This window comes from Winogradskyella endarachnes (genome assembly GCF_009741275.1).
GTDB classification, from domain to species: Bacteria; Bacteroidota; Bacteroidia; order Flavobacteriales; family Flavobacteriaceae; genus Winogradskyella; species Winogradskyella endarachnes.
In genome coordinates this window covers 428,548-450,935 of the sequence record NZ_WOWS01000001.1, presented here as the reverse complement: position 1 = coordinate 450,935, position 22,388 = coordinate 428,548, and the positions used below count along the sequence as shown (strand labels likewise).

The 22,388-nt window shown below is 30.3% G+C and carries 19 protein-coding genes; 8 read left to right on the top strand and 11 right to left on the bottom strand.

The genetic code is table 11. The annotated features are described in order from the left end of the window. Positions 1–19 precede the first annotated feature (19 nt). The 4 genes from GN138_RS02040 (at position 20) to GN138_RS02025 (ending at position 6,083) form a co-directional block, all read left to right on the top strand. Entirely contained in the window at positions 20–916 is an 897-nt protein-coding gene (locus tag GN138_RS02040) for a DMT family transporter (RefSeq protein WP_157361648.1), read from the top strand. Positions 917–1,077: 161 nt separating this feature from the next. Beyond that, the gene (locus tag GN138_RS02035) at positions 1,078–2,937 is read left to right on the top strand and encodes a DNA topoisomerase IV subunit B (protein WP_157361647.1); all 1,860 of its coding nucleotides are present in this window, start codon (positions 1,078–1,080) and stop codon (positions 2,935–2,937) included. Next, positions 2,934–3,410, top strand: a complete 477-nt coding sequence (locus tag GN138_RS02030; protein ID WP_157361646.1) for a hypothetical protein — start codon at positions 2,934–2,936, stop codon at positions 3,408–3,410. Before GN138_RS02035 ends, GN138_RS02030 begins: the two co-directional genes overlap by 4 nt. Then, positions 3,411–6,083 carry a DNA gyrase/topoisomerase IV subunit A gene (locus GN138_RS02025; RefSeq protein ID WP_157361645.1) on the top strand — a complete coding sequence of 891 codons (2,673 nt, stop codon included), beginning with the start codon at positions 3,411–3,413 and terminating at the stop codon, positions 6,081–6,083. 10 nt (positions 6,084–6,093) lie between these two features. Here GN138_RS02025 and GN138_RS02020 read toward each other — a convergent pair whose 3' ends face one another. From GN138_RS02020 to GN138_RS01995, 6 genes are all read right to left on the bottom strand, one after another. Next, positions 6,094–7,053 carry a hypothetical protein gene (locus GN138_RS02020; RefSeq protein ID WP_157361644.1) on the bottom strand — a complete coding sequence of 320 codons (960 nt, stop codon included), beginning with the start codon at positions 7,051–7,053 and terminating at the stop codon, positions 6,094–6,096. 1 nt (position 7,054) lies between these two features. After that, positions 7,055–8,503: an MBOAT family O-acyltransferase gene (locus tag GN138_RS02015; protein ID WP_157361643.1), complete on the bottom strand. Its 1,449-nt coding sequence runs from the start codon at positions 8,501–8,503 to the stop codon at positions 7,055–7,057. 149 nt (positions 8,504–8,652) lie between these two features. Then, positions 8,653–9,498 (bottom strand): sialate O-acetylesterase, encoded by an 846-nt coding sequence (locus GN138_RS02010; RefSeq protein ID WP_157361642.1) that lies wholly within the window; start codon positions 9,496–9,498, stop codon positions 8,653–8,655. After that, the gene (locus GN138_RS02005) at positions 9,498–10,292 is read right to left on the bottom strand and encodes a TerC family protein (RefSeq protein ID WP_157361641.1); all 795 of its coding nucleotides are present in this window, start codon (positions 10,290–10,292) and stop codon (positions 9,498–9,500) included. Before GN138_RS02005 ends, GN138_RS02010 begins: the two co-directional genes overlap by 1 nt. 4 nt (positions 10,293–10,296) lie before the next feature. Continuing rightward, a complete protein-coding gene (locus GN138_RS02000) occupies positions 10,297–10,683 on the bottom strand; it encodes a hypothetical protein (RefSeq protein WP_157361640.1) in 387 nt (128 codons plus the stop codon). Between the two features lie 41 nt (positions 10,684–10,724). Further along, complete coding sequence (locus GN138_RS01995) at positions 10,725–11,111, bottom strand: helix-turn-helix domain-containing protein (RefSeq protein ID WP_157361639.1); 387 nt, start codon at positions 11,109–11,111, stop codon at positions 10,725–10,727. A 304-nt stretch (positions 11,112–11,415) separates the two neighbouring features. On the opposite strand from GN138_RS01995, the gene GN138_RS01990 reads away from it, so the two are divergent. The 3 genes from GN138_RS01990 to GN138_RS01980 all read left to right on the top strand — a co-directional run bounded on the left by GN138_RS01990 (position 11,416) and on the right by GN138_RS01980 (position 13,696). After that, positions 11,416–12,561, top strand: coding sequence for a M14 family zinc carboxypeptidase (locus GN138_RS01990; RefSeq protein WP_157361638.1), 1,146 nt, complete (start codon positions 11,416–11,418; stop codon positions 12,559–12,561). Between the two features lie 74 nt (positions 12,562–12,635). Continuing rightward, the gene (locus tag GN138_RS01985) at positions 12,636–13,115 is read left to right on the top strand and encodes an Lrp/AsnC family transcriptional regulator (protein ID WP_157361637.1); all 480 of its coding nucleotides are present in this window, start codon (positions 12,636–12,638) and stop codon (positions 13,113–13,115) included. A 77-nt stretch (positions 13,116–13,192) separates the two neighbouring features. After that, the gene (locus GN138_RS01980) at positions 13,193–13,696 is read left to right on the top strand and encodes a DinB family protein (RefSeq protein WP_157361636.1); all 504 of its coding nucleotides are present in this window, start codon (positions 13,193–13,195) and stop codon (positions 13,694–13,696) included. Here GN138_RS01980 and aroB read toward each other — a convergent pair. After that, positions 13,693–14,763, bottom strand: coding sequence for a 3-dehydroquinate synthase (aroB, locus tag GN138_RS01975; RefSeq protein ID WP_157361635.1), 1,071 nt, complete (start codon positions 14,761–14,763; stop codon positions 13,693–13,695). The genes GN138_RS01980 and aroB overlap by 4 nt on opposite strands. Positions 14,764–14,857: 94 nt before the next feature. Between aroB and GN138_RS01970 the strand changes: the two genes are divergently transcribed. Further along, positions 14,858–16,030 (top strand): proline dehydrogenase family protein, encoded by a 1,173-nt coding sequence (locus GN138_RS01970; protein ID WP_157361634.1) that lies wholly within the window; start codon positions 14,858–14,860, stop codon positions 16,028–16,030. A gap of 74 nt (positions 16,031–16,104) precedes the next feature. On the opposite strand, the gene GN138_RS01965 is transcribed toward GN138_RS01970, so the two are convergent. The 4 genes from GN138_RS01965 to GN138_RS01950 are packed head-to-tail and all read right to left on the bottom strand — an operon-like array spanning position 16,105 to position 22,329. Next, the gene (locus GN138_RS01965) at positions 16,105–18,486 is read right to left on the bottom strand and encodes a GumC family protein (protein ID WP_157361633.1); all 2,382 of its coding nucleotides are present in this window, start codon (positions 18,484–18,486) and stop codon (positions 16,105–16,107) included. A 17-nt stretch (positions 18,487–18,503) separates the two neighbouring features. Next, positions 18,504–19,280 (bottom strand): polysaccharide biosynthesis/export family protein, encoded by a 777-nt coding sequence (locus GN138_RS01960; protein ID WP_157361632.1) that lies wholly within the window; start codon positions 19,278–19,280, stop codon positions 18,504–18,506. A gap of 32 nt (positions 19,281–19,312) precedes the next feature. Then, on the bottom strand, positions 19,313–21,208 hold the full coding sequence (locus tag GN138_RS01955; RefSeq protein WP_157361631.1) for a polysaccharide biosynthesis protein: 1,896 nt from the start codon (positions 21,206–21,208) through the stop codon (positions 19,313–19,315). Further along, complete coding sequence (locus GN138_RS01950) at positions 21,202–22,329, bottom strand: DegT/DnrJ/EryC1/StrS family aminotransferase (RefSeq protein WP_157361630.1); 1,128 nt, start codon at positions 22,327–22,329, stop codon at positions 21,202–21,204. Before GN138_RS01950 ends, GN138_RS01955 begins: the two co-directional genes overlap by 7 nt. Positions 22,330–22,388 lie beyond the last annotated feature (59 nt).

The following is a 22,388-nucleotide window of genomic DNA, read 5'->3' as shown; positions in this document are numbered from 1 at the left end:
AGAGCGTTAATTTCATAACATGAAATCTAAGCAATCATTTATTTATGGTATTTTATTAGGTATTTTAGGTATTGTGCTATTTTCGTCTAAAGCTGTAATGGTTAAATTAGCGTATCAATACCGTATTGATGCACTAAGTATGTTGCTTTTGCGTATGTTGTTTGCCTTTCCGTTTTATATCATTATAGCCTTTAGTTATAAGAGTGAAAATAAAGCTTCTTTAAAAAGAAAAGATTATCTGTGGTTGGTATTTTTTGGATTCGTAGGTTATTATATGGCAAGCTATTTCGATTTTGTTGGCCTTACATATATAAAAGCGAGTTTAGAAAGGATTATACTTTTTGTATATCCAACCATAGTGTTGTTGTTTAATAAATTATTTCTAAAAAAAGCAATAAATAAGCTTCAAAAATTTGCAATTTTTATAACGTATATTGGTATTGTAATTACGTTTAGTAGTGAAGTTACAGTCTCTGGTAATAATACATATTTAGGAGGTTTATTTGTGCTTCTTAGTGCTATAACGTATGCATCTTATTTAGTTGGTAGCGGATGGTTGATTCCTAAGTTTGGCGTAATGCGTTTTACGGCTTATGCCATGTTAGTATCTTGTATTTGTGTGTTTGTACATTATGGATTATTTTCTAGAGTAGCAATTTTAAATTATCCTTGGCAAGTGTATGCGCTTGGTTTAGCAATAGCTGTATTTGCCACGGTTATACCTTCGTTTTTAGTGTCTATGTCTATAAAATTAATCAATTCATCAAATTTTGCAATAGTTGCAGGTATTGGCCCAATTTCAACTATAATATTAGCTGTTATTTTCTTAGATGAAAATTTATCTCTACTTCAAATATTAGGGACTTTGGTTGTTATTTTTGGAATCTTGTTAATTTCAAAAAGTAAAAAAGGTTGATTGCATTTATTCAAAATCACCTTTTCAATAGTTCATTGTAACCTATATCAATGTTCTCAACAGTTTTAATGCATTATTGTTAATTACTTTACAAAAACGGTATTTCATTTTTTACGGTATAATCTTATATTAGCGTTCCATCTTAAATTTTACCTATATCTATGTCAGAACAGTCTAACTATACCGAAGATAACATACGCTCACTCGATTGGAAGGAACACATCCGGATGCGACCAGGTATGTATATCGGAAAATTAGGTGATGGTTCTTCTCCAGATGATGGTATTTATATTCTTCTTAAAGAAGTTTTAGACAACTCTATTGATGAGTTTGTAATGGGAGCAGGTAAAACCATTGAGATTTCTATTCAAGGTGAGCGCGTTATAGTTAGAGATTACGGTAGAGGTATTCCTTTGGGAAAAGTAGTTGATGTTGTTTCTAAGATGAATACTGGTGGAAAGTACGATTCTAAAGCTTTTAAAAAATCTGTAGGTTTAAATGGGGTTGGTACAAAGGCCGTAAATGCATTATCATCTTATTTTAGAGTAGAATCTACAAGAGACGGAAAATCCGCATCTGCAGAATTTGCACAAGGAAATTTAACCAACCAAGAACGATTAGAAGAAACCAGTAGACGAAAAGGGACAAAGGTTAGCTTTATTCCTGATGACATAATCTTCAAAAATTATAAATTTCGTAACGAGTATGTTGTGAAGATGCTTAAAAATTATGTGTATCTAAACCCTGGATTAACCATAGTTTATAATGGCGAAAAATACTATAGTGAAAACGGATTAAAGGATTTATTATCAGAAAACATTAATGAATCAGATATGCTTTATCCTATCATTCATTTGAGAGGAGAAGATATAGAAATAGCTATTACACATAGCAAAACGCAATACAGTGAAGAATACCGTTCGTTTGTAAACGGACAAAACACAACGCAAGGTGGAACGCACTTAGCGGCTTTTAGAGAATCTATTGTAAAAACCATAAGAGAATTTTATGGAAAGAGTTATGAGGCTTCAGATATACGAAAATCTATAGTAGCAGCCATTGCGATAAAAGTAATGGAACCAGTTTTTGAGAGTCAAACAAAAACAAAATTAGGTTCTACAGATATGGGAGGCGATTTGCCAACGGTAAGAACGTATATTAACGACTATGTAAAGCGTTATTTAGATAATTTTTTGCATAAAAACCCAGACTCTGCAGAGAAAATACAACGTAAAATACTTCAGGCAGAACGAGAGCGTAAAGAATTATCTGGTATTAGAAAATTAGCCAAGGATAGAGCTAAAAAAGCCAGTTTACACAATAAGAAATTAAGAGATTGTAGAGTACATTTTGGTGATACTAAAAAAGATGGTTACTTAGATACAACTTTGTTTATAACTGAGGGTGATTCTGCATCTGGTAGTATTACAAAATCTAGAGACGTTAATACGCAGGCTGTGTTTAGCTTAAAAGGAAAGCCTTTAAATTGCTATGGCTTAAGTAAGAAAATTGTTTACGAAAATGAAGAATTCAACTTATTACAAGCGGCTTTAAATATTGAAGAGTCTCTTGAGGATTTACGTTATAACAATGTGGTAATAGCTACAGATGCCGATGTTGATGGTATGCATATTCGTTTGTTGTTAATTACATTTTTCCTGCAATTTTTTCCCGAAATTATTAAAGAAGGACATTTATATATTTTACAAACACCTTTGTTTAGAGTACGTAATAAAAAGGAAACTATTTATTGTTATTCTGAAGACGAAAGAAGGGCTGCAATTGAAAAATTAAAAAACAAACCAGAAATTACAAGATTTAAAGGATTGGGTGAGATTTCGCCAGATGAATTTGTACATTTTATTGGTGATGATATTCGTTTAGATCCTGTAATGTTAGATAAGGATATGTCAATTGAAGAGTTGTTATCTTTCTACATGGGAAAAAATACACCTACGCGCCAAGAATTTATAATTGATAATTTAAAAGTTGAATTAGACGTGGTTGAAGATACCGTATGAGAACAGATAATAGAAGTATAAAAAATACAATTGTTACCATCTATTTTGTTTTTATGGTTATTGCTTTGTTGTTTGTAACCGTATTCAGTTCATTTCATTTAATTGAGAATTATATAGCTCATATAGGACTGTTCTTATTGTTGATTTTAATAGGTATTTATGTTGTGGCGAGGTTTTTTGAATATGATAGTGACAGCTCTAAATTAATAATTACAAGTAAAGGGTTTATTCTTACAGAATATATCAATTACAGAGAGTATAAAAAAGAAATAGAGAAGCGTACGGTAATTAGTTTTAAAATATATAATTTTCTTTTTTATAAATCATTGGTGATTTTAAGGCGAAGTGGAGATAAAGTTAATGTTGTTAAAGAACGTTTTAATATTACATTGTTGAAAAAGAAGAAAATAAATTACATAAAACAATCTTTAAGAAAAATAATTAAGGAAAATAAAAAAGCTAAACTAGGATAAATGGCAGAAGAGCATGACGAGTTATTAAATGAGGATAACGGAAACCAAGAAACTATAAAAAAGGTTACCGGAATGTATAAAGATTGGTTTCTAGATTACGCATCCTACGTAATTTTAGAACGTGCTGTACCAGCAATTGAAGATGGTTTTAAGCCAGTTCAGCGTCGTATTATGCACTCCATGAAAGATTTAGATGATGGTCGTTACAATAAGGTGGCTAATATTGTTGGGCATACCATGCAATATCATCCTCATGGTGATGCAAGTATTGCAGATGCTATGGTTCAAATAGGTCAAAAAGATTTACTTATTGATACTCAAGGGAACTGGGGAAATATTTTAACAGGTGACCGCGCAGCAGCTTCTCGTTATATAGAAGCACGATTGTCAAAGTTTGCTTTAGATGTTGTTTATAATCCAAAAATTACAGAATGGCAAGCGTCTTATGATGGTAGACGAAAAGAGCCTATAAATTTACCTGTAATGTTTCCGTTGCTTTTAGCACAAGGAGGTGAAGGAATTGCGGTTGGTTTGTCTACTAAAATATTACCACATAATTTTATAGAATTGATTGATGCTTCAGTTAAGCATTTAAAAGGGAAACGTTTTACGATCCTCCCGGATTTTCCAACTGCCGGAATTGCTGATTTCTCTAACTACAATGATGGTTTAAGAGGAGGGAAAGTTAGAGTTAGAGCAAAAATTTCTCAACGTGATAAAAATTCGTTAGTTATTACAGAGATTCCTTTTAGCACCACAACATCATCTTTAATAGATTCAATTTTAAAAGCCAATGATAAAGGGAAAATAAAAATTAAAAAGATTGAAGATAATACTGCCTCAGAAGTTGAAATTATAATTCATTTACCGTCTGGTTTATCACCAGACAAAACTATAGACGCCCTTTATGCATTTACAAATTGCGAAATTTCTATTTCACCTTTAGGTTGTGTTATTGAGGATAATAAACCATTTTTTGTTGGTGTATCTGAAATGCTGCGTCGCTCTACAGATAATACAGTTCAGCTTTTAAAAAGTGAATTAGAGATAAAACTGGGTGAGTTTGAAGAGCAATGGCATTTTGCATCTCTAGAGCGCATTTTTATAGAAAATAGAATTTATAGAGATATTGAAGAAGAGGAGACTTGGGATGGTGTTATTAATGCTATAGACAAAGGACTTCTACCACACATTAAACATTTAAAAAGAAAAATTACAGTAGAGGATATTACGCGTCTAACTGAAATTAGAATAAAACGTATTTCTAAATTTGATATTGATAAAGCTCAACAAAAAATAGATGCCTTAGAAGATCAGATAGCTGAAGTAAAACATCATCTAGCCAATCTAATTGACTATGCCATAGCATATTTCGAAAGATTGAAAAAAGAATATGGCGAAGGTAAAGAGCGCAAAACAGAAATTAGAATCTTTGATGAAGTAGACGCTACAAAAGTTGTTATTAGAAACACAAAACTTTATGTAAATAGGGAAGAAGGGTTTGTAGGCACATCTTTAAAACGCGACGAATATGTTTGTGATTGTAGTGATATAGATGATATTATTTGTTTTACTAAAGAAGGTAAAATGATGGTAACAAAAGTAGATTCTAAAACTTTTATAGGTAAAAATATTATCCATGTCGCTGTATTTAAGAAAAAGGATAAACGCACCATTTATAACATGATTTATCGCGATGGCAAAGGTGGTCCTTCGTATGTAAAACGGTTTGCAGTAACCAGTATGACAAGAGATCGCGAATATGACCTAACTAATGGTAATAAAGGCTCTGTTTTATGGTATTTCTCAGCAAATCCAAACGGAGAAGCAGAAGTGGTTTCAATCTCACTAAGGCAAGTAGGTAGTATAAAGAAATTGAAATGGGATTTAGACTTTGCAGATGTACTTATAAAAGGTAGAGCATCGAAAGGAAATACGGTTACAAAATATGCTATAAAACGTGTAGAGCTAAAAGAGAAAGGTGTTTCTACCCTGAAACCTAGAAGAATTTGGTTTGATGATACAGTACAGCGACTTAATGTTGACGAAAGAGGTGAGTTGATAGGTGAATTTAGAGGTGAGGATAGGTTGTTAATTATTAATCAATCTGGTGTTGTGAAAACTATAATCCCAGAATTAACAGCGCATTTTGATTATGATATGATTATCTTAGAGAAATGGGTTCCAAAAAAACCAATTTCAGCAATTTACTATGATGGTGAAAAGGAACGCTATTATGTAAAACGATTTTTAATTGATCAAGAAGGTAAGGAGGAAAAATTTATATCAGATCATGCAGATTCTCAATTAGAGATAGTATCAACAGATTGGAGACCAATGGTAGAGGTTGAATTTACTAAAGAAAGAGGAAAAGACCGCAAAGAAAACATGCAAGTTAATCTTGAAGAATTTATTTCGGTAAAAGGTATTAATGCACTTGGTAATCAATTGACTAGAGAAAAAATTAATCAGGTTAATTTATTAGAGCCATTGCCTTTTGAAATACCAGAGGAGGTTCATGCAGATGATCTAGAAGTTGTTGACGAAGAAACATTAGATTCGTCATCACAGGAAAAGTCTAAAGAAGATACTAAAGAAAAATCAGGAGAAGATAATTCTAGTAATGATGATGATTTAGACGCTAATGATCAAGGTCAGGTTACTTTGTTTTAATATCTATTCTCTAGTTAGAGAGGTAATTATTGTTAAATACCTTAATTTCTTTATCAATTAGTTCTTGTTTATTTAATGTATTTAACAACCCTTTGTTTTCTATTAAGTCATTAAAAAAAATAGAGAATTTTTTTGCACCCGTTGCATTTAAATGATGTAAATCTAAATAATTGTTGTTAGGAAAATACATAGCGTCAAAATCTAGGAATTCTACATCCTTAAATTTTGTATTTAATACATTTTTGTAAATTGATTCGTTAACTAAATCTGCATATTGTGGGTGTTGTGGTGATCTAATTAGGTAAATTTTTATATTGTTTTTTGTTGAAAAATCAACAATTTTTCTTAGATAACTGATGTTTTTTTCAGAAAGTGCTAATGTTTTAGAAATACTATAGTTAAAATCATCATTTCTTATCATGTCTTCTACTTTAGTTATATCGGAGTAAGAATAACCGCCAATATCTCTTATAAAATCAAAATTTTGACCCAATACTCTGTAAAGTTGTTTTCTTGTTGCAATTGAGTAACTGGCAAATAAATCTGAAGAATTATTATCTAGAAGTAAGTTAAAATCTTCTTGGTCTAAAAATGGACTATAATATTTAATTTTTGCAGACATTTTATCAAATCCCCAAATCCAACTATCCATAGTACTATCTATTTGGTTGTTTGCAAACTCTAGAAACAATGTATTTATTTGCTTATTGTTGTCAACTAATTTTCTTAATTTCTGGTAATTATAAAAATAAGACTCTCCAGAGGCAGATAGGTTTATTGTATTTTTAAGAAGTGAATCATTTAACGCATAGGCAGAGTGAGAATGCCCAAGTATTAACTTTGTATTTTTTTCATTGAATTTAAAATTGGCATTTTGTTTTACGATATAGTTAGTGAATATTACTAGAGCTAAAACTGAAAAAGTTGATACTAATAAAAAAATAATTGTTTTTTGAATAAATGTCTTCATATTAAAATTGAAAATAAATGAATTCTTGTTCTTTCCCAATGAACAAAAATATTATACAAACAACACCTAAATAAAATAAAATTCTAAAAGTTTTATTCCATTTAAAACCGAATTTTTCTAAGCCATACTGTGTGTCTCTCCCCAGCCATTCTATAAACATAAGAAAACCTATTAATACTAAGACTTCTATAGCATGGGTTCTGTTTTCAAATTCTGGAATTGACAGAAAGCTTTTAGAAAAAATCCCATTCAAATAGCTTATAGCATGGCTTACGTTATTGGCTCTAAAAAACACCCAAGCTATTACTGTTAAAAAAAATGTAGTACACATTTTTAGCATATCTGAGATATTCGGTGTTAGTTTTCCTTCTGCAACTGTTCCTATATTAGATCTGTTTTTGTTCGCTAATAATAAAGGTAAAAAGTATAGAGCGTTTAATGCTCCCCAAACAATAAAGGTCCAATTAGCACCATGCCAAAAACCACTTACAATAAAAATAATGAAGGTATTACGGACTTTCATTGCTGTACCTCCTTTGCTACCTCCTAATGGAATATACAAATAATCTCTAAACCAAGTAGATAAAGACATGTGCCATCTTCTCCAAAATTCTGCTATATCTCTAGAAAAATAAGGAAACGCAAAATTCTGTTTTAGGTTAAAACCAAATAATCTTGATGTACCAATAGCAATATCTGAATAACCAGAAAAATCACCATAAATTTGAAATGTAAAAAATAGAGCGCCTAATAATAATCCGCTACCGCTGTACTCCGTATGATTGTTAAAAAACTCATTAGCAAATTCGGCACAATTATCTGCGATTACTACTTTTTTAAACATTCCCCAGAGTATCTGTCTTAGACCGTCAACGGCTTTGCTATATTCAAATTTTCGTTTCGAGTAAAATTGCGGTAATAGGTTGGTTGCTCGTTCAATTGGCCCTGCTACTAATTGTGGAAAAAAACTAACAAAAGCAGAAAATGCAATGAAGTCCTTAGTAGGATTAAGCTTTCTTTTGTATACATCGATGGTATAGCTTAAAGTTTGAAACGTGTAAAAACTAATACCAACTGGAAGAATAATTTTTAATGAACTTGCATGTAATTCGGTTCCAAATAGAGTAAACGCCGAAATTAAATTATCTAAGAAAAAATTATAATATTTAAAAAAACCTAAAAAACCTAAATTTACAATTATACTAAGCCATAGAAATCCTTTTCTTTTTTTCGAATTTTCCTCCGTAGATAGAGCTACACCGATCGAATAATCGACTATTGTGCTAAAAATAATTAATGATAAAAAGCGCCAATCCCACCAACCATAAAACAAATAGCTAGCAATAACAATTAACAAATTTTGAAGTTTTAAACTTTTATTACAAAAAAACCAATATAATATAAAAACAACTGGTAGAAATACTGCAAAATCTATTGAGTTAAAAAGCATTATTGAATTTTATTAGTGAAATGTTTTTTCTAAAGAATTTAATTTTCGCGAAATATAGTTAATGGTAAAACGGTTGAAGCAATTAATTCTTGTTTTTAGTTAAATCGTATAATTATGTCGTTCTATAGCAAAACTTTAAATAAATAAAATTAATCTTTATTAGTCTCAATGAAATCTGTTGTTTTTTGTATAATTAATTCATTTACAGTAGTTCCAAATGCTTTTCCTAAATCTAATTGTCCTTGTGTGGAGTAATGAATATTGTCATTTAGTTTTTCTAAATTATCAGTATCTATTAGGTAGGTATTTGTTATTAGAGAATTAATGTGTAATTGAGCTTGTTGTATTTCTGGTACAAATTTAAAGATTTTATGTTCTGTATTTACTTTGCCGAAAATAAAGGGTAAGTTATCATTGTTAAAATCTTTTCTAACCCTATCTATTAAGGATTTCAAATAAGTTTCATAAGACTTTGAGGTGTTTTTATAACATGCGTCTGCTTCACCTTGCATCCATATAAATGCCAAGTTTTGAGTTTTGTAATTATCAGTAATGGATTTAGACATTTTTAAAAAATTTAGATAAATTTCTCCAAAATCTATATTTCTCTCTATCTGAGATTCAACGTTTGGAAGCCATTCAGATATTGAAGACCCGCTTATAGCATATTTTATAAAAATGAAATTTAAATTCGGAAATTTTTCATTTAGTTTTTTTGCTAGTCCTACTTCGGGTCCAAAATTATAGGGCAGTGAATTTAGTTTTGTATCTGTACTGTAATTAAAAAAAGATACATTATTTGGTAGTGTTTTATCTGTTAATTGGCTAACATTACCTAGGCCAGCCATATTTGATTGCCCTGCCAAATAAATAACATAATATTCTTTGTTTATATCTAGTGTTGTCTGGTATCCTAATTTTTCTTTTTGGTGATTGCAACTAAATAAAGCTATTAGTATTAAAAAAAAAAATTGTACTTTACTTTTTACGTTCATTACTTTTTTAGGTTTTTCTTCACTGTTTTAAAATTCAAAAACTCTACAAATAACGAAAAGGCAATTGCAAAATAAAGATAACCTTTAGGAATAGCTCCAACGGTTTGGTTAAATAATTTGGTGTGAGATAGATGTGCTGCTTCAGTAATTAACATAAAACCAATTAAGATTAAAAATGCTAGTCCTAATATCTGAATACTAGGATGTGCATCTATAAATTTTCTAATAGGGTTTGCAAACCCTATCATTATTGCAATAGATATCATTACAGCGATTATCATTAATACTAATGTGTAATTATGGTTGTTGTGTAAGCCGTTTGTCATTCCTACCGCAGTTAAAATTGAGTCTATTGAAAAAATAAAATCAATAATCACAATTTGAACTATAGCATTGCTTAGTGATTTTATAACTTTAGACTTTGCATTATCTTCGTCATAATTTGGGTCTTCAACCTTTTCTCTAATCTCTGTTGTGCTTTTATAAATTAAAAACAATCCGCCAACAAATAAAATTAATGCTTGCCAGCTTATTTCGGCATTTATCCAAGATAATTTTATAGTAAAGAAAGGCTTACTTAATCCTACTAAGAATGAAACAAAAAACAATAATATAATTCTCTGTAGCATAGCGAGAATAAGGCCGATGTTTGTGGCTTTATTGCGTTGGTTTTCTTGTAATTTATTCGCGGCAATTGATATGAAAACTATGTTGTCGATTCCTAGAATGATTTCTAAGAATGTTAAAGTTAAAAGAGCCATTATAGCATCTGTTGTTAATAGAAAATCTAACATTGTGTTAATCTAGTTTTTTGGCAATGCCTTGTTCAATATTAAGAGGTTTATTTGGTCTTTTTACAGCTAGTTTATATTCAAACGTATATGAGTCTTCAGTTGTAGTAAGGATTTTCATGTGAATAGCATCCTTCTCGGAATTACTAGTTGGATGTAGTTTTTTGAGAATAAATTCGCAATCATTTATCCAGCGAATAGAGGATGAGTCAGCCTTGTTATTGTGGTAGTCGATATTGTATTTTTCTGTTCGTTTAAATTTAGAAGTGTGTTTAATACCATCTATGGTGTAGGTGAATTCAAATGTACCTGTTTTAAAGTCTTTACATTCTCTTTTAATGGAGTAGCAACTTGTTAGTGAGATTAAAAATATAAAGCCAATTCGTATTTTCATTGTGAATCTTTTTACAAAGATAATAAATAGCTATTCTAGTTTTACGGGTTATAGCTTTTAAAAGTGCCATCTGTGTAGAAAATAACAATTTTTTCTATGTCTGAATTTTTAGAAGTTTCAGTTTTGTTTTCTACAAAAGTATTTTGAACACTGTGCTTCTCTTTTGGTTTAATTGTGGTTTCAATTTCATTAGTTCTTTTTGTAAAAGGAAAATTTCCTATGCCTTTAAGTAGCCAGTATAATTCTACTTCAGGGTAGGCATTAAGAACTTTCATTACAAAGTCTAAACTTGGCTTATTTCTTCCTGATAATATATGCGAAATGCTAGAGCGTTGTACACCAATTTTTTCAGCAAAACTAGAGGCAGTTTCATTATAAAAATCAATGATTTTTTGCAGTCGTTCCGTAAACTCTTTGTGGTTTATCATTGTAAACTTTAATTCAGCCTTTTAATTTATACAAATGTAAACATTTGTTTTTTAATTAGTGTTAATTGTATTAAAAACATTAACATGTAGTTGTTTTTTTTGTTTAAATAAAACTTGTAAAACACTGAATTAAAGCAATTTGATAATAATTTATTTTATTAAATAGATATATGTAGATTAACACATTGTTTATCTAACAGATTTTTAAAAACACTGTTTAATATTGTAACAAATATTGTGAATTACAACTGTTTACAAATGTAAATTTTCAAATGATTACATTTGTAGCAAATAATTTTATCATATGAATTTAGAGCTTTTAAATAATGCATTTTCTTTAGTGAAGACACCGCTATTAAATGGTAGGTATATAACTAATTCTCATATTGAAAAATGTTTCAATAGCTATAAAAAATCAAGAATAAATGTGCTGGGCAAGTCTGTAGAAAATAGACCAATTTATGGATTTAAATTTGGGACAGGGCCAATTAAAATATTGTTATGGTCGCAAATGCACGGTAATGAATCTACATCTACAAAAGCTCTTTTTGACTGTTTTAATTTGTTTGAAAAAAAAGATATTTTAGTTAACTCAATTTTAGAAACCTGTACCTTATGTGTAATTCCTATTTTAAATCCTGATGGTGCAGAAAAATATACACGTGTTAATGCTAGCAAAGTTGATCTAAATAGAGATGCTCAAGATTTAAGTCAGCCAGAGAGTATTTTGTTGCGAGAAGTTTATAATGATTTTCAGCCAAATTACTGTTTTAATCTTCATGGCCAAAGAACAATTTTTAGCGCAGGTGAAAAAAATAATATAGCAACACTATCGTTTCTATCGCCAGCTCAAGATGAAAATCGTTCGTTAACGCCTAATAGAAAAGTAGCAATGACAATTATTTCAGAAATAAATGATTTGCTGCAGCAAGTAATACCGGAATCTGTGGGTAGGTATGATGATGGTTTTAATATTAATTGTGTTGGTGATACTTTTCAGAGTTTTGGTGTGCCAACTATTTTGTATGAAGCTGGTCATTATGCAAATGATTACGAAAGAGAGGAGGTAAGACGATTAATGTTTATCTCTATATTAAAGGGATTAGAAGTTATTTCGAAAGGAATAAAAGAAGATAAGCATATAGAGTATTTAGCTATTCCTGAAAATGCGAAATGTTTTTACGATGTTATTATTAGAAATGTAAGACTGTGTAGAGATGATAGGGATTTTTTAGATATAGGAATACAATTTCATGAAGTTTTGAAGGGTGGCTTTGTAAGGTTTATCCCAAGAATTGAGGTTATTTCAAAATTAATTGAAAAATTTGGACATAAAGAGGTTGAAGCTAATGGTGGTGTTGTTGTTGTAAATGGAAATAATGAATTCCAAGAGGGTTCCGAAATCGATTTCGTGTTGTTAAATAATGAAGAAATCTCGTTATATTCTTAAAATATTTCATTTTTAATGATTAATCGTTAGGATAAATGTCTTATTTTTGCGTTTAATCTAAAGATTATTAAATAATGGCAAAGTTTAAATTAGATGAAGTTGATCATCAAATTCTCGATATGCTTATCGATAACACACGTATACCTTTTACAGATATCGCAAAGAAATTATTGATTTCTGCTGGTACTGTGCATGTGCGTGTTAAAAAAATGGAGGAAGCTGGTATTATAAGAGGTTCATCTTTAACATTAGATTATCATAAGCTTGATTATTCATTTATTGCTTATGTTGGTGTTTTTCTTCAAAATACATCTCAAACAAAATTTGTTTTAGAACGTATTAATGAAATTCCTTATGTAACTGTAGCTCATATAACCACAGGTAAATTTAATATTTTCTGTAAAATTAGAGCAAAAGACACTATGCATGCAAAAGATATTATCTTTATGTTAGATGATATCGATGGTGTTTATAGAACAGAAACTATGATTTCTTTAGAAGAAAGTCTTAATGATAAAAAGCGATTAATGCATACGATTTTCAATGAATTGTAATTGAGTTAATTTATAACTTATAGCCCTTGGTTTAAATGCTTAGGGCTTTTTTATTAAACAATTACTTTAGGTGGCTTATGATAAATTCAAATGAATACAATTCATATTATCAACCCTATATTGATTATGCTACAAACAGTTCTATTTTAGAGGGTTTAAGTATTAACCTAAAAGATGTAGTTGCGTTTTTTGAAACCATTTCAGAAGAAAAACAAGAATATGCATATGCAAAAGGTAAGTGGACTATTAAAGACATACTTCTGCACCTTATAGACACGGAGCGCATCTTTTCTTATAGAGCATTACGGATATCAAGAAATGATAAATTGCCATTACAGGGTTTTGAGCAAGATGATTATGTCTTAAATGGATATGCTAATAATCGCAGTATGGAAAACCTAATAAAGGAATACATAGCTGTAAGAAAATCTACCATAGCATTATATAAAAGTTTTAACACAGATGCATTGTTAAAAATAGGTGAGGCTAGTGGTTTCCCAATATCTGTTAGGGCTTTAGGTTATATTATTACTGGTCACGAAAATCATCATGTATCGGTAATAAAGAAACGTTATCTTTAGCTTTCATAATAATCAAAAGCCTCTTCAATTAGTTCATTGCTTACAATACAATCTATCTTTGGTTGTCCAATAGCTTCTAAGAGCACAAACTTAACTATACCATGACTGTTTTTTTTGTCGTATTGTAAGAGATCAATAATCACCTTTTGATCATTTTTAGTAATAGGTACTTTAGTAAATGTTTTTAAAATACCTTCATTAATTATTTTTAATTCTTCTTTAGGTAAACCACAAATTTTAGTAGACAAATAACTTTCTAAAAGCATCCCAATAGCTATGGCTTCACCATGTAATAAAGGTGTTTTATCTGCATTTTCTAAAAAATAGCTTTCAATAGCATGACCAAGGGTGTGTCCAAAGTTTAAAATTTTTCTTAAGCCTTGTTCAGTCGGATCAGAAGTTACAACTTTATTTTTAATAACTACGGAGTCATAAATTAATTGATCTAAATCTGAAATGTCTAATGCTTCGAGATGTGTTAAGGTATTCCAATAATCTTTATCAAAAATTAAACCGTGTTTAAGCATTTCGGCAAAGCCAGAAACCATTTCTTTAGGAGCGAGAGTGTCTAAAAAAGAAGTGTCAACGCCAACCATTTCACCTTCGTTTATTACACCTACTTGATTTTTTAATGCACCTAAGTCAACTCCTGTTTTGCCTCCAACTGAAGCATCTACCATTGCTAAGAGAGTCGTGGGTATATTAATATAGGCTATTCCGCGCATATAAGTACTAGCAACAAAACCACCTAAATCAGTAACTACACCACCACCTAAATTTATTAACAAGCTTTTTCTATCTGCATTATATTCTGACATTGCTTCCCAAACACCAGTACAGATATCAATGGATTTATTTTCTTCTCCATTAGGCATTTCCATAACTTCAATGTCAATATCTCCAGACTCTACCTGTTCTAAAAATTTAGGTAAGCAATAATCATGAGTATTTGTATCCACTAAAACAAATATTTTAGAAGGTTGAGTTGTTTCTATGTATTTATTTAACTCTATGTAAACTTCAGAATTAAAATAAACAACTGCATTTTTTGTTGATATAGAATCCATTATATATAATCTAAATTGATAGCGTGAAAATACTCCCTTTTTCAGAAAAAATAAGACTAATAATAAATATATTTGTATATATATTTTAATTATAATGATCAATCGTTCACTTTTTGAAAACACAAAGACGGCTTTTACATTAAAGTCAGACTCTGCATTAGAGCGAGCATATTTTTTATTTAAAATGATTTCCTCCGAGCCTTTAGTTCGTATAGGGACTCTGGCTACAAATTTTGCCTTAAAAGCACATTTACCAGTAGAAGGATTAATAAGGTCTACTGTTTTTGATCACTTTTGTGGAGGTGTAAATGAAGACGATTGTCTTTCTGTAATTGATAGTTTATATACAGAAGGCGTTAGTTCTGTTTTAGATTACTCAGTAGAAGGTAAGGCTGCAGAAGAACAATTTGATGAAGCTTTAAATAAAATATTAAAAATCATTAATTTTTGTGATGAAAAGGAGGCTATGCCAATTGTTGTATTTAAACCAACAGGATTTGGAAGGTTTTATTTATACCAAAAAAAGACAGAAGGTAAAGCTTTTAGTGTTGAAGAACAAGCAGAATGGGATAGGGTAGTTAATCGTTTTGATGCTGTTTGTAAATTAGCAAAACAGAAAGATGTCGAAGTTTTAATAGATGGCGAGGAAAGTTGGATGCAAGATGCAGCAGATGATTTAGTGGAGGAAATGATGGAGCGTTATAATAAAGATGTGCCTATTGTTTATAATACATTACAATTATATCGTTGGGACCGCTTTGATTACCTTAAAAGTTTACACGAACGTTCTAAAAAGAAAGGTTTTAAAATAGGAATGAAGATTGTACGAGGTGCATATATGGAGAAAGAGCGAGAAAGAGCAAATGAAAAAGGGTACAATTCACCAATTTGTGAAAACAAAAAAGCTACGGATGATAACTTTAATGTAACGCTCGAATATATTGTTAGAAATTTAAATGATATTTCAGTTTTTATCGGTACTCATAATGAATTGAGTTGTTATTTAGCAATGGAATTAATGGAAACCTATAATATTTCTAAACAAGATAATAATGTTTGGTTTGGACAATTATATGGTATGAGTGACCACATAAGCTTTAACTTGGCTGCAGAGGGTTATAATGTTGCAAAATATATTCCATTTGGTCCAGTAAAAGATGTTATGCCATATTTAATAAGAAGAGCAGAGGAGAATACCTCTGTTGCTGGGCAAACAAGCAGAGAACTAACATTAATAAAAACAGAGAAGAAAAGACGAAAATTATAGTGTTTCAATTTTGTAAAAATAGCAAAATGCCACTTTTAATTAAAAGTGGCATTTTTTATTAACGAATATGTAATTTATGCTTTTTTATAAAATTCATACCATTTTTTCTTTCTGTTAGGGTTATTGCCGTATCCATATCCGTAACCGTATCCACCATAACCTTTTTTACCTTGCTGAACACCATTTAATAACATAGTCATTTTAGGTAGTCTTTTTTCTGCATATAATGGTTTAGCAACATGTTGTAATAGGCGGCTATCAATTTTACCTGCACTAACAACATAGATAAACATATCGGCTAAATGTGATATCAATAGCGTATCGCTTACAATACCCACAGCAGAAGTATCTGCAATTATGTAATCATATTTGTCTTCAAAATAATTAAATAACTCGTCCATTCTTTCGCTCATTAGTAACTCAGATGGATTTGGTGGTATAGTTCCAGAAGGAATAATATCTAAATTTTCAATTTCTTTATGTTTAAATATAACATCCTTTGGTTTTAGTGCCGTGTCAGCAATATAATCTGATAATCCCTTGTTTGGTTGGTCAATTATGTTTAAATACTCTAATATTTTTGGAACCCTAATGTCTGTTTCAATTAATAATACAGATTTTCCTGAAAATGCAATTGATGAGGCTAAATTAGTACTTGTATGAGATTTACCTTCTTGTGGAACTGTTGATGTTATAAATATTTTTTTAGCACGACCTTTAACATCTCCCAACATAAAATCAATATTAGATTTTAATATACGAAAAGCTTCTGCTTTTGGAGTATAGTCCACCTTTTTAACGAGTTTATTCTTTTTGGATGTCTTCGGTACATCTCCTAAATACGGAATATCTAATAATTCAACCAAATCGTCCTTTCTGTATAATTTAGTATTTATTAGATTAGAAAGGTAAATTAGTCCTACAGGGATGCCTATACCAAATATAAAAGATGCTATAAAGATAATCCCTTTGTTAGGTGATACAGGCCTATGAGAAGATGATGCTCGGTCAATTATTTTAGCACTAGGTGAGTCCATTCCTAGTTTTATAGCGGATTCTTCTCTTTTTTCTAATAAATAAAGATATAAAGACTCTTTTATATCTTGTTGTCTTTTAATATCTCTAAATTGTCTCTGTTTGGTAGGATTTGAAGATAATCTTCCCTGAATTCTTGAATTTTCTCTGTTTAAACTACTAAGAGTTAATTCTGAACTTGATTTTATATTTTTTAAAGAATTTTGAATATTTAGTTTAAGTGCAGAAATTTGATTGTTTAATTGAATTACAACAGGGTTTTGATTACTTGAGTTTTTTAATAATTTATCTCTTTGAGCAACAAGCTCGTTGTGGCTTTTTAATACTTGTGCTGTATTTGAATCTCCAATTCCTATATCTGCCGGTAGCATATCGCTACTTCTATCAGTACTATTGATTTCTTCTTGTAGGTAGTCGATTAATTGAATATTTCTAGATTCATTAGCTATTTGTGATTGGATTTGTTGTCCTGTCTGAAGATTTAAATCTGCTCTAGAATCTAGGGCGGTTAAACCTTGTTTTATTTGAATATCTTCGGCAGAGTAATCTACTTTTCTTAACTCCTCAGAAACTTGCGCTAATCGTTTGTCAATAAATTCGGATGTGGCTTTTACAACCGCTTCCTTTTCTAATAGAACATCATTATTATATTCATTTACAAGTTCATTTAATATGTCAACTGCTTTTTGCGAATTTGTATCTTTTAAGTCTAATTTAATTACACTAGATCCAGTTTCAGTGATTACATTAATTTTTGCTTGATAAGCATCTACTAAGTCGCTAACTTTTGATATAGAGATTTTTAAGTTACTTCCTACCACAGGAGAGTATTTACCACTATTTGGTGTTAAAACCATGTCACCAAAGCCTGTTTTAATCCTTGAACCAAAGGAGTGTAATTTCCCGTCCTTGTTATCTCTTGCAACTAAAGATTTACCTTCATTTTTGAATGATAAAAACTCTGTAGGTGATTTAATTTTAATGTATAGAGTGGTGTCTAAATTATATATGACTGAATCACTTGCGAAAAAACTTAATTTAACTGGAGGATTTTGATAGATTTCTCTTTCCTTAATGCTTCCTTCTTCAAAACATCTAATATTAAGATTTAAATCTTTTATAACATTAGATATTAGTGTTTTCGATTTTATAATTTCAATTTCATCTTTTATTTTATTTGTTCCATCTGAAAACAAACCCTCGCTCGTCATTTCTTCGATTGATGGAAGTTTTTTTGATTGCTTCTCATCTCTTATCTTAATTGTTGCCGATGCTTTATATTCAAAAGTTGCATATCTGATATAGGTATAGCCAAGAAAAAGGGCAATAAAAATTGACATCAATATTATTTTCCAATGAGATAGAAAAGTATCTATAGTTTGCCGAATTTCATTTGGCTTTATGGTATGTTTTGAATCCATAAAATATTAAAATTATACTATTTTATTAAAAATACAGCTAAGATAGTCGTTAAGGTACCAATTGCAGAGATTAATACACCATTATTTTGATTGTAGGTAGATGATCTTACTTTTGCATTATTTGGTTCAACATATATAACATCATTTTGTTGTAAATAATATAAATGAGAATTTACTGTATTAATTGAGGTTAAATCTATATAAGCAAACTTTTTAACACCATCTATTTCTCTAATTAGTTTAACGTTTTTACGTTTTCCATATATGGTTAAATCATTTGCAAGACCGAGCGCTTCTAATAATGTCACTCTTTCGTCTTGTAAAGTGAAAGTGCCTGGTTTATTAACTTCACCTATGATAGTTATTGTAAAATTAGCTAGTCTTATATTTACTATTGGATTATTAACCATAATTTTAATTTTGTCGACCAACTTTTTTGTTAATTCTGTGCGTGTTAAGCCTTCTACCTTTATTGTTCCCAAAACAGGGAACTCAATATTTCCATCAAAGTCTACTAAATAAGATTGTTGTTGAAGTGTTCCTTGAGCACTTCCTATGTCTGATGTGTTGTTAGATATTACAGGTAAATTAAATGGTCTAACGGTGTCTGGATCTAAAGCTGAGACATTAATAATTAATAAATCATCTGGTTTGTAGGTTAATTCTCTTGGTTCAGATACAAGTTGACTTTCCTCTAGCGGTTCATCTTGAAAGTAGATGAAATCTTTACGTGTAGCACAAGATGTAGCGGTAATTATGGCTAATAATGAAATAATTAAAATTCTTGATTTCATGTAAATTGTATTATTCATTAGTTTTATTTAATTTATTTTTTGGAATCTAGTACTTCGTATGTAGAATTATTAGAAACGTATTCAGGTATTAATTTTTTAATAGACGCAACAATTTCTAATGGTTGCGTTAAAGTCCCTACTGAGGTTAAATCGTTTATTTGATTTTCTACGCTTTCAATATCCACATTTCTAGACTTAGCAATCATAATTTTATCGTGGTAAGTTTTCTTAGTATTTTCACCATCTGCTAAAAGTTCTTCGTATATTTTTTCTCCAGGTCTAAGTCCGGTAATTTTTATGTCAATATCTTCGGGGTAACGTAAACCAGAAAGAATTATCATATTGGTTGCTAAATTGAAAATTTTAATTGGTTCTCCCATATCAAATACAAAAATTTCTCCACCATTACCCATAGCAGCAGCTTCTAATACAAGTTGACATGCCTCAGGTATTGTCATAAAATATCTTGTGATTTCTTTATGAGTAACTGTAAGTGGACCTCCTTTTTCTATTTGTTTTTTAAATAAAGGTATCACTGATCCGTTAGATCCTAATACATTACCAAATCTCGTTGTTATAAATTTTGTTTCCCCTTTTCCTTTCAAACATGTAACATAAAGCTCTGCAATTCTTTTTGTTGCACCCATTACGTTTGTTGGGTTTACAGCTTTGTCTGTTGAGATTAATACAAACTTATCTACACCATGCTTAACAGCAATATCTGCTACATTTTTTGTACCACCAATATTAACACTTACCGCTTCAAAAGGGTTATTCTCCATCAAAGGTACGTGTTTATACGCAGCGGCATGGAATACCATTTTTGGCTTGTACAGATTGAATATTTGATCAATTCTAGTTTTATTTCTTACATCAGCAACAATAGCTTCAATATTTTGGAGGCCTTGTTGTCTAAATTCTTGTTGAATATCATAAAGTGCAGATTCTGCATTATCAACTAAAATTAATTTTTTAAAGTTATATAAACTAGCTTTTCTTGCAATTTCGCTACCTATTGATCCCGCCGCACCAGTAATCAGTATAACTTTATTATCGTACTGATCTTCTAAGTCTGGATTTTTTATGTTTATTGGGTCTCTACCAAGTAAATCTTCAATTTTAACTTCTTTTATTTGCCCTACACTTAAATCGCCATCAATCCAATTTTGAACTGGAGGAACTATTTTTACTTTTAAGCCTAAAGAGAATAGATTGCCGGTAATTTGTAATAAACGAGTAGGATCAATGTTTTGAATTGAAATTATAACTTCTTCTACATTATGTTTCTTTATGAATTTTTCGTCAATACTATCGATTTTATAAACTTTTAGTAAGTTTATTTTTTTACCTATTTTTTGTTCATCGTCGTCAATAAAACCTACAACTTCTAAGCCATTTTTTGTGTCATTAACAATAGCGTCATAAGTTAACATGCCAGAGTTTCCTGCACCAAATATTAAAATATTTGAAACTGATTGAAAATCTTGTGTGATGTAATTATAAATGGATTTAATAAATAGTTTAGAGCCAACTAAGAATAAAATATTTAATAATAAATGGATATATACAATAGAACCAGATATACTAAACACACTATCTTGACCAACAAATTTTCTACTAAGAAAAGTAATACAAATAAGGATGGTTGCTAAAATATTTGCTCCAATAATGATGTTAACAATATCTTTAAAACCAGTAAATCTTACTACACCTTTGTAGGTACCTACAGCTATTAAGCTAATTGCAGCAATTAATGCCACGTAAGGTATTTGATTTATTAGTTTGAGGTAATCAAACTTTAAAGTAAAATTATATCTAATAATATGGGCGATAAAAAACATAGCAACTACTATAGCGATGTCAAATAGTAGCACTAACCATTTTGAGGCATATTTTTTAGATATTTTATTTAAGTACTTTATTAGCATGCTGCAAAATATGTGTTTATTGCCGAAACTACTCTATTGAGTTCTATTTCGGTTAAATTAGAACCACTTGGAAGACATAGTCCTTTTTCAAATAGCTCATCGGAAACACCATTGAGATAACTTGGTGAATCTTTAAAAACAGGTTGTTGGTGCATTGGTTTCCACAATGGTCTAGATTCTATATTTTCTTTTTCTAAAGCTAATCTTAAACCTTCTCTGGTTGATTTAGAATCTAATAAGATGCAACTTAACCATCTGTTAGAAAAATAGCCTTCTGGCTCCATTAAAAATGAGATTTGAGAAATATCCTTAAAAGCATTTTTATAAAATTCAAAATTAGCACGACGATTGGCAACATGGCTGTCTAAAATAGTCATTTGCCCTCGACCAATACCAGCTACAATATTAGACATTCTATAATTGTATCCTATCTGAGAATGCAGATAATGTGGTGCATTATCTCTAGCTTGTGTTGCTAAAAATACAGCCTTTTGCTTTAATTCTGCAGATTTTGTAACCAAAGCTCCTCCTCCAGAAGTTGTAATAATTTTGTTTCCGTTGAACGATAAAATAGATAATTCGCCAAATGTTCCGCAATTTCTTCCTTTATATCGGCTACCTAATGATTCTGCGCTGTCTTCTAACACAGGTATTTTGTATTCTTCTGCGATTTTATTTATTTCGTCTACCTTATAAGGCATTCCATATAAATGAACAGCTATAATCGCTTTTGGCTTATTTCCTTTCTTTATTCTATCTTTTATTGCAATTTCTAATTGAATTGGGCACATGTTCCATGTGTCTTTTTCACTATCAACAAAAACGGGAGTTGCACCTTGATAAACTATTGGATTTGCAGAGGCTGAAAAAGTTTTACTTTGGCATATAACTTCGTCTCCATGTTTCACACCTAACAATATAAGACTTAAGTGTAGGGCAGAAGTGCCAGATGCTAATGCAGCGACATAAGTATCTTCTTTAAGGTAAGATTCTAAATCACTTTCAAAACCATTTACGTTTGGTCCTAATGGAGCGACCCAATTAGTATCAAAAGCTTCTTGCACATAAGATTGCTCATTGCCACTCATATGTGGTGACGAAAGCCAAATTTTTTCATTCATAGGTTTTTTCTTTAAGATAGTACCTAAAGTTTATATTTAATGGTGTTTGGGACCCAAAT